This window comes from Clostridioides sp. ZZV14-6154, from assembly GCF_020657785.1.
In the GTDB taxonomy this organism is placed as follows: domain Bacteria; phylum Bacillota; class Clostridia; order Peptostreptococcales; family Peptostreptococcaceae; genus Clostridioides.
The window spans coordinates 23,739-31,883 of record NZ_JAGWCY010000018.1 but is presented as its reverse complement, the minus strand read 5'-3'; the positions used below and the strand labels follow the sequence as shown (position 1 = coordinate 31,883).

The 8,145-nt window shown below is 31.0% G+C and carries 9 protein-coding genes; 1 reads left to right on the top strand and 8 read right to left on the bottom strand.

Annotation, left to right across the window (positions count from 1 at the left end):
* Positions 1-207 (bottom strand): IS200/IS605 family transposase (tnpA, locus tag KGF45_RS18920; protein WP_227843043.1); only part of this gene is annotated, 207 nt, incomplete at its 3' end.
* Between the two features lie 174 nt (positions 208-381).
* On the bottom strand, positions 382-804 hold the full coding sequence (locus KGF45_RS18915) for a DUF3783 domain-containing protein (RefSeq protein ID WP_227828269.1): 423 nt from the start codon (positions 802-804) through the stop codon (positions 382-384).
* Positions 805-997: 193 nt separating this feature from the next.
* Here KGF45_RS18915 and KGF45_RS18910 point away from each other — a divergent pair, with 193 nt between their 5' ends.
* On the top strand, positions 998-2,281 hold the full coding sequence (locus tag KGF45_RS18910; RefSeq protein ID WP_227843042.1) for a conjugated bile salt MFS transporter: 1,284 nt from the start codon (positions 998-1,000) through the stop codon (positions 2,279-2,281).
* 83 nt (positions 2,282-2,364) lie between these two features.
* On the opposite strand, the gene KGF45_RS18905 is transcribed toward KGF45_RS18910, so the two are convergent.
* From KGF45_RS18905 to fdhF, 6 genes are read right to left on the bottom strand one after another with little or no spacing between them, the layout of a single operon-like run.
* The gene (locus KGF45_RS18905; RefSeq protein WP_227828267.1) at positions 2,365-2,880 is read right to left on the bottom strand and encodes a 4Fe-4S dicluster domain-containing protein; all 516 of its coding nucleotides are present in this window, start codon (positions 2,878-2,880) and stop codon (positions 2,365-2,367) included.
* On the bottom strand, positions 2,880-4,256 hold the full coding sequence (locus KGF45_RS18900; RefSeq protein ID WP_227828266.1) for a [FeFe] hydrogenase, group A: 1,377 nt from the start codon (positions 4,254-4,256) through the stop codon (positions 2,880-2,882). The genes KGF45_RS18905 and KGF45_RS18900 overlap by 1 nt, the downstream gene beginning before the upstream one ends.
* Before the next feature lie 20 nt (positions 4,257-4,276).
* Positions 4,277-4,828: a 4Fe-4S dicluster domain-containing protein gene (locus tag KGF45_RS18895; protein WP_227828265.1), complete on the bottom strand. Its 552-nt coding sequence runs from the start codon at positions 4,826-4,828 to the stop codon at positions 4,277-4,279.
* A 36-nt stretch (positions 4,829-4,864) separates the two neighbouring features.
* A complete protein-coding gene (locus tag KGF45_RS18890; protein WP_227828264.1) occupies positions 4,865-5,038 on the bottom strand; it encodes a hypothetical protein in 174 nt (57 codons plus the stop codon).
* A gap of 11 nt (positions 5,039-5,049) precedes the next feature.
* Complete coding sequence (gene fdhD / locus KGF45_RS18885; protein WP_227828263.1) at positions 5,050-5,883, bottom strand: formate dehydrogenase accessory sulfurtransferase FdhD; 834 nt, start codon at positions 5,881-5,883, stop codon at positions 5,050-5,052.
* 47 nt (positions 5,884-5,930) lie between these two features.
* Entirely contained in the window at positions 5,931-8,075 is a 2,145-nt protein-coding gene (gene fdhF, locus KGF45_RS18880) for a formate dehydrogenase subunit alpha (protein WP_227828262.1), read from the bottom strand.
* Positions 8,076-8,145: the final 70 nt, after the last annotated feature.

The following is an 8,145-nucleotide window of genomic DNA, read 5'->3' as shown; positions in this document are numbered from 1 at the left end:
TGGTTTTGCTTTGAATAACAAGTGCACATGGTCAATATCATGATTCCATTCTAGCAACTCCACTCCATAATTTTGGGAGATATCTACAAATATATCTTTTAGTCTATCTGATATAGAGTTATCTATTACTTTTCTTCTATATTTTATACACATAACTAAGTGATAGTGTAACAAAAATACTGAATGATTATTACTATCTAATTTCATTGTAATTACTTCCTTTCAGTTTTTACTACTGATTTTATAATACAATACATTTTTGAAAATCAAGTAAAATAAATAACCTATCGGTTAGGTTTACATCCTCCACCTCCTATGGCGAGGAAAAGGAATTTCGCCATAGGAGGTTAAATTTATTAGAAGATGGTTCTAAAAACTAATTTACTTATGCTCAATTGTTTTTCCTGAAGACATAGCATTGCGTTCTTGAACTAAATTTTCTATTAAATTATTTAATGTCCAATCAATAGATGTCTCAGTTACCATTGCTGTAAAAGGTCTATTTATTCTTACTTTTTTCAATCCTTCTAAAAATGCATTTACTTGTGTACTGGAAATATTATTAAATATTACAGACTTACTTTTAATTCCATTATCACATTCACTTGATATATTCCCATCCAAAATGTCTCTTACTATGTTTTCACCATTTTTATCACTTAAAATGATATGGTCTCTTATTCCAGCAAAATTACTAACATTTTTAATTAATGATAATTCTTTTTTATTAAAATTTACAAACATAATACACTTCCTGCTGTGTATTTTATCTAGATTATTATTATTTATTTTTTCAAATGACATTTTATCCATCCTTTCATTTATCTATATATTTTAATTTACCCTATCTATTTAAAATAATCAATTTTTACAGATAATTTTTATATTAATACCCCAAATTACATATAACTAATTCAACTATCCAAAACTAATATATAAAATTAGAATAATTAGATTAATATTTACAAATTATAATCTAAAGGAGAGATATGATACCATGAAGACACTACTAAACAAGAATTTTAGCATTAAAAACTTTTCATCTGCTTGGATTATAGTACTTGGTTGTATGTTGATACAAGCTATACCATTTAGTATTGTAGCAAGTATACAGCCCCAGTTTATAAGTTATGTTGTAGAAGGAGAAGGTTTTAGCTTAGCATCTTTTTCTCTAATATTTACTTTTGGTACTATTGCTTCAGCAATTGCATCACCATTTATAGGTAAATTATTTTCTAAGGTCAATATTAAGATATTATATTTATTAGGCTGTATAATTTCTAGCATTGCTTTTGCTACATTTTCTATATGTACTGAACTATGGCAATTTTATACGGTATCATGCATTGTACAAATTGGAGCTACAATTATATCTGCGATAGGAATACCAATTTTAATAAGTGCTTGGTTTGATGAAAAAAGTAAAGGAAAAGCTATGGGATTTGCTTTTGCTGGTGGCTCTATTGGTAGTATATTTCTACAACAACTTGTAGTTCGCTCATTAGCATCTCAAGGATACAGCCGTTCTTATCTAATATTTGGGATTGTAGCACTAATAGTTGGTATACCTGTAACATTATTTATGCTTAAAATGCCTAAAGATACTAATGAGAAAATAAGCTCTAAAATAAAAAATGACAAAACATCTAATAAAAATTCCCCTTCAGTATGGGGTTATACATTAAAAGAAGCTAGAAAGAATAAATATTTTTGGATTATGACAATTGGATTTGCTTTTGTAGGTATATATGTTTCATCATTATCTGTACAATATCCAACCTACCTTAGAAATTATATAAATCCAATTTTAATAGGAACAGTAGGTTCTACTTTTGCCTTATTTGCTCTTATTGGTAATTTATTTGGAGGATTATTATTTGATAAATTTGGTCAGATAAAAACACTGATTATATCTTTTATATTTGTACTTATGGCTACTTTATCACTACTATTTGTTGATACATCTGCTAATCTTGCATTTGTATTTGCTATTTTAAAGGGTCTTTCTGTATTTGCTTATATGATTGGACCTGCTTATTTAACAGGCACTTTCTTTGGTCAAAAGGAGTTTGGCAGTATTTTTGGGATTGTTCAATTAATTTTTGCAATTGGATTTGCACTTGGTTCAACATTATTTGGATTGCTCGTTGATAATTTTGGTTATAAATTCTCTTGGTCTATTATAATTTTATCAGTTATAGTCGCTTATGCTTTACTTATCACAGCTTCTATGGGAATGGCAAAGCTAAATAAGAATAGGTTAGATAAGTTAGCACAATAATTAATTCTTAATTTCTATAAAAATTATACAAAAAAGATGGAGGCTCTAATAACAACTAGAACTCCATCTTTTTATTAATTATATTATAATATAGCTAACTTTCTTTTATTTTTAACAGTGTTATCTATATCCTCATCTTTAACTATAGTAAATGCTTTTGTTGGACATACATTTACACATGCTGGTCCTTCTGGTGAATCTATACAAAAATCACATTTGTTTGCTGTCATTCTTTCTCTAAAGCAAAGCTTTCCTTTATCTACATCTTTTAGTGTAACTATATCTATCGCTCCTATAGGACATGCCAGCATACAAGTCTTACATCCTATACAATTTTCTTCATTTATTTTTATTGTATTACCCACCCTAACTATACCTCCATTTGGACAGGCCTTTGCACAAGGAGCATCTTCACAATGTCTACATTGTATTGGAGCACTAACTTCCTTTGTTTTTATGACAGAAAGTTTTGGGTTAAAGTTTATCTCATCTGGACTTTTGTAAAAAATATCTTCATCTGAATGTGCAACCACACATCCTATCATACAAGTTCTACATCCTATGCACTTATCAGGGTCTGCTATAACAAAATAATTCATTACTTAGCCACTTCCTTTCCTATACAATATGTAGTGTGTAATAAATGATGAGATTTTTCTCCTAATGGCTCTACTAGATATTCATCATATAATTTTTTGATGTCAGGATTTTCATGAGATTTTCTAATTGCCAAGTGTTCGTCATGCACATATGTTGCTTTTGTTCTATTTTCATAGGCTAAGTCTTTATATTCTTCTAGTAAAATTTTTGGCTGACCTCCACCACTTACACATCCAACAGGACAAGTCATAACCTCTATAAAATCTATATCCAACTTTCCTTTTTCTAAATCTTCAAGTACTGGTATTACATTTTTCAGTCCACTTACTACACCAACTCTTAAGTCTAAATCTCCTACCTTAATAGTTGATTTTCTAAAACCACTTTCTCCTCTTACTTGTTTTACTTCTACATTAGGTATACTTTCTCCAGTTATAAGCTCATAACCTGTTCTTATAGCTGCTTCCATAACTCCACCAGTAACACCAAATATAGTTCCAGCTCCACTGTAACTACCTAAAGGGCTGTCAAACTTTTCTTCTCCTAAATTTTTAAAATCAATTCCCATGTCTTTTATTAGGTAAGCTAGCTCTCTAGTCGTTAACACTACATCTACATCTCTATATCCACTAGAATCCATCTCTTCTCTATCACATTCATACTTTTTACATGTACATGGCATTATAGAAACACTAAATATTTTAGATGCATCCACATTATTTATTTCTGCGCCATATGTCTTAAATATTGCACCACCCATCTGCTGAGGTGATTTACAAGAAGATAAGTGATTAGTTAATTTAGGATAATTTTTTTCTATAAATTTAACCCAAGCTGGACAACAAGATGTAAACATTGGAAGAGTTCCACCTTCTGTAACTCTCTTAATTAACTCACTACCTTCTTCCATTATAGTTAAATCCGCTGCGAAATTAGTATCATAAACTCTATCAAAATTTAATGCTCTAAGTGCTGCTGCCATTTTTCCAGCACCTAAATATCCTAGATAGTATCCAAAATCCTCTCCTAAAGCTACTCTAACTGCTGGTGCACATTGAACCATGGTAAATACATCTGGGTCACTCAAAGCTTTTTTTACCCTATCTACATCACATACATTATGTGCTGCGAATATAGGTTCATTTATTGATTCTGGTATTTTTCGTTCTTGTTTTTTATCTTTCAAAAACTCAAATCCTTCATCTATAACTGAAGCATAAGATTTACAAATTTGAACACATTGACCACACATAACACATCTATCTAAGTTTATTTCTTGTGGTTTTCCTTCTTCCCCCTCAATAGCATTTACTGGACATACCTTTGAACATTCTCTGCATCCAGTACATAAATCTTTATCTATATTTATTATCATAAACGTCACCCCTTTATCCTTTATTTATTTGTCAACAATAAGCTAAGTGCAGCTTGTCTATTCTTAGCTTTTTTGTCATCTATTGGAGTAACAAGTTTTAATGCATCTTGAGGACATGCGCTTATACAAGCTATTTTTTCGTTGTCTTTACATAAATCACACTTATATGCTATTTTTTTATTTTCTTCCAAAATTACTTGTTCTACTTCTTTCCCATCTTTATATTGTGGAAGTAAATCTATAGCTCCAAAAGGACATGCTAGGAGACAAGTTTTACACCCTATACATTTTTCTTCATTAACAAACATGACGTTGTTCTCTTTGTTTATAGCTTTTTGTGGACATGAATTTAGACAAGGAGCATCTTCACAGTGTCTACATTGTATTGGCATACAGAAAGTATCACCTTTTACTAAATAAAGTCTAGGTATAACTGGTATGTCAACTGTCCCAACCGTATATCCTACATTATTATGTTGGTTATGCATCGTAAAACAAGCTACTTCACAAGTTCTGCAACCAGTACATTTACTTGGGTCTGCTATTACAAAAGAGCCTATTTTATTATTCATATTATCCCACCTTTCAATTTGTATATTTCTAAGTCCCTAGTTATTTTTATTATATATATTTATATATTTTAGTGTTTTTTCAATACTTATATTTCGCTTGCAATTTTTACACAAATTATACTTATTGGCATATACTTTGTCAGTATCATCAATTACTACTCCACACACTTCACATCTTGAATATTTTTTCTCTTCTTTATTAGCACACATACGCTTCAGTCTCACTTTTTGATAACTCTCTGTGAATTTGCATAGATATTCATTCGTCTTCCTCTTACAAATCCAATAAGAGTTATATTTAATTTTTTAGAAAGCTCTATTGATAAATTAGTTGGTGCTGATTTTGATATTACAATAGGGATTTGAGTCATAGCTGCCTTTAGTATCATCTCTAAAGATATTCTCCCACTTACAACTACAGTCTTATTTTTTAATGATATTTCATTTAAAACACAAAATCCTATTGCTTTATCCATTGCGTTATGCCTTGCTACATCTTCACAGGTCACTATTTTTTTATCATTATCAAATATGGATACACTGTGTACTCCACCCGTATTTTTAAATAATTCTGACGAATTTAAGTTTTTATCCATTATACTGTAAATCTCATCATAATTTATTTTTATATTACTCTCTACAGGAGTACACCTTATATAGTCTAGTGAGTTTAAAAATATAATTTGTTCCTCTTCATCATCATGTTTCTCTTGAATAGTTACTTTTGTAACCCGTTCCTTATCATTTATTTCTATATCTAATATGTCTTTTTTATTTTCTATATATCCCTTTGTTCTCAAAAAACCAACTACAAGCTCTTTTAAATTATATGGTGTACATAAAAATGTATTTATGTATTTATCATTTAAAATAAAGCTAAGTGGATATTCTGCAATTATTTCTTCATATTCATTAGATAAATTATATTCATTTATTTTGCTTATTTCTAACTTAAAAGAATTCATGTATTTATAATCTACCAAACTATAACTGTTTTCAAAAACTTCATCTTTACTATTTTCTTGTGACTTAGTTTTTGAGTATATATTCTCCATAAGATATTTACCCTTTCGCCTTCTATAAACCCTCAATCTAATAACTACTAAACATTTGTGGCAGTCATTTTATCTTTAAGACTTTGATATTCTTCTCTTACACATTTCTCTGCTAACTCTTGGTCATCAAGTTTTTCAAGTTTAACAGCACAATACTTGTATTCTGGTGTTTTAGATATAGGGTCTAAATTTGCTATTGTAAGCTCGTTACAAGCTCCAACCCACCACTGATAAGTCATATATGTCGCTCCTTCTTTAACTCTATCAGTTACTGTTGCTCTTGTGATTACACTTCCCCTTCTTGAACTAATTCTAACTAATTCATCATCTTCAATTCCTAATCTATCTGCATCATTACAATTTATTTGAACACGGCCTGGCTCATCTTCTAATGAACTAAGTGTTCTACAGTTACCAGTCATAGTTCTTACTGAATAATGACCAACTTCTCTTACAGTACATAAACTAAATGGATATTCATCATCTTCAACTTCCATAGGAGGTCTCCATTCTGCAGCAAATAAATTACCTCTTCCATTAGGAGTAGAGAATTTTTGTCCTTCATATAGATACATAGTTCCTTTGTCTTCCATGCTTTCACTCTTACAAGGCCACTGAACAGAACCTTGAGCCTCTATTTTTTCATAAGTAGCGCCTAAGAAATTTGGACATAATGCTCTAAGTTCATCCCATATTTCTTTAGTATTTTTATAGTTCATAGGATATCCCATTGCTGTAGAAATTTCACTTATAATTTGCCAGTCTGGTTTTACATCTCCTTGTGGCTCTATAGCTTTTCTCATCAATTGGAATCCTCTATCTGCACATGTATATACTCCATCATGTTCGCCCCAAGAAGTAGCTGGAAGTATAACATCAGCATGAAGCGCTGTCTTATTCATAAATATATCTTGAACAACAACAAACTCTAACTCGTCTAAAGCCTCTCTAACTTCTGATGCATCTGGGTCACTTTGTACTGGGTCTTCCCCAAATATATAATAAGCTTTAAGCTTCTTCTCTTTTAACACTAAATTTGGAACTTGAGTTAAACTATATCCATTATTAGGAGATAACTTTACTCCCCAAGCATTTTCAAATTTTTCTCTTATCTTATCATCAGTTACATTTTGATAACCAGGATATACATTAGGAAGAGCTCCCATATCACAAGCTCCTTGAACATTATTTTGTCCACGTACAGGCCCTATTCCAACGCTTTCTCTACCAAAATTGCCTGTAAGTAGAGCAATTGAGGCAAGCCCTTTAACTACATCAACAGCTTGACCAAATTGACAGACACCCATTCCATAAAGTATCATGGCCTTCTTACCTTTTGCATATTCTCTCATAGCTCTTCTTATAAGCTCTTCTGGAATTCCTGTCATCTTCTCAGCATATTTAGCTGTATATGGTTTAACAATTTCTTTGTACTCATTAAATCCTTGTGTATGGTTTTGAACAAAGTCTTTATTGTAGAGACCTTCTTCTATTAAAACGTTTCCAAAAGCATTTACTAAAACCATATTTGTTCCACCCTTTATAGGTAGATGTATATCAGCAATTCTTGCAGACTCAGTTAATCTAGGGTCAGTAACAATTAACTTAGCTCCATTTTTCTTAGCTTTAATTATTCTATTTGCAACTATTGGATGTGAATCTGCTCCATTATATCCAAATATAAATAAAACATCTGCGTTTTCTATTTCTGGTATAGAATTAGACATTGCACCACTACCTAATGAGTAAGCCAGACCGGCTACAGATGGTGCATGTCAGACACGAGCACAATGGTCAACATTATTGGTTCCTATTGTAGCTCTCATAAATTTTTGCATTATATAGTTTGCTTCATTACCAGGTCCTCTTGCAGAACCAGTCCCCATAATAGAATCAGGACCATATTTTTCTTTAATTTCGTTTAATCTTGAAGCTGTATAACTTATAGCTTCATCCCATTCAACCTCTTCTAGCACACCTTGTTTTCTTATCATTGGTTTTTTTAGTCTAGGTGTTAAAATTTTAGGGTCATTTAGAAAATCCCATCCATAACGACCTTTTAAACATAAACTTCCTTGATTTGTTCTACCATCAGCTGGCTCTGCTCTTAATATCTTGTTATCTTTTACTACTAGATATAATTGGCATCCAGCTCCACAGTATGGACAAACTGTTAAAATTTTCTTCTCCATACATTTCCCCCCTTAGATTTATCCCCTGATGAGTAAAATTTACCTTAAAGATAATGAAGTATTTTTATAA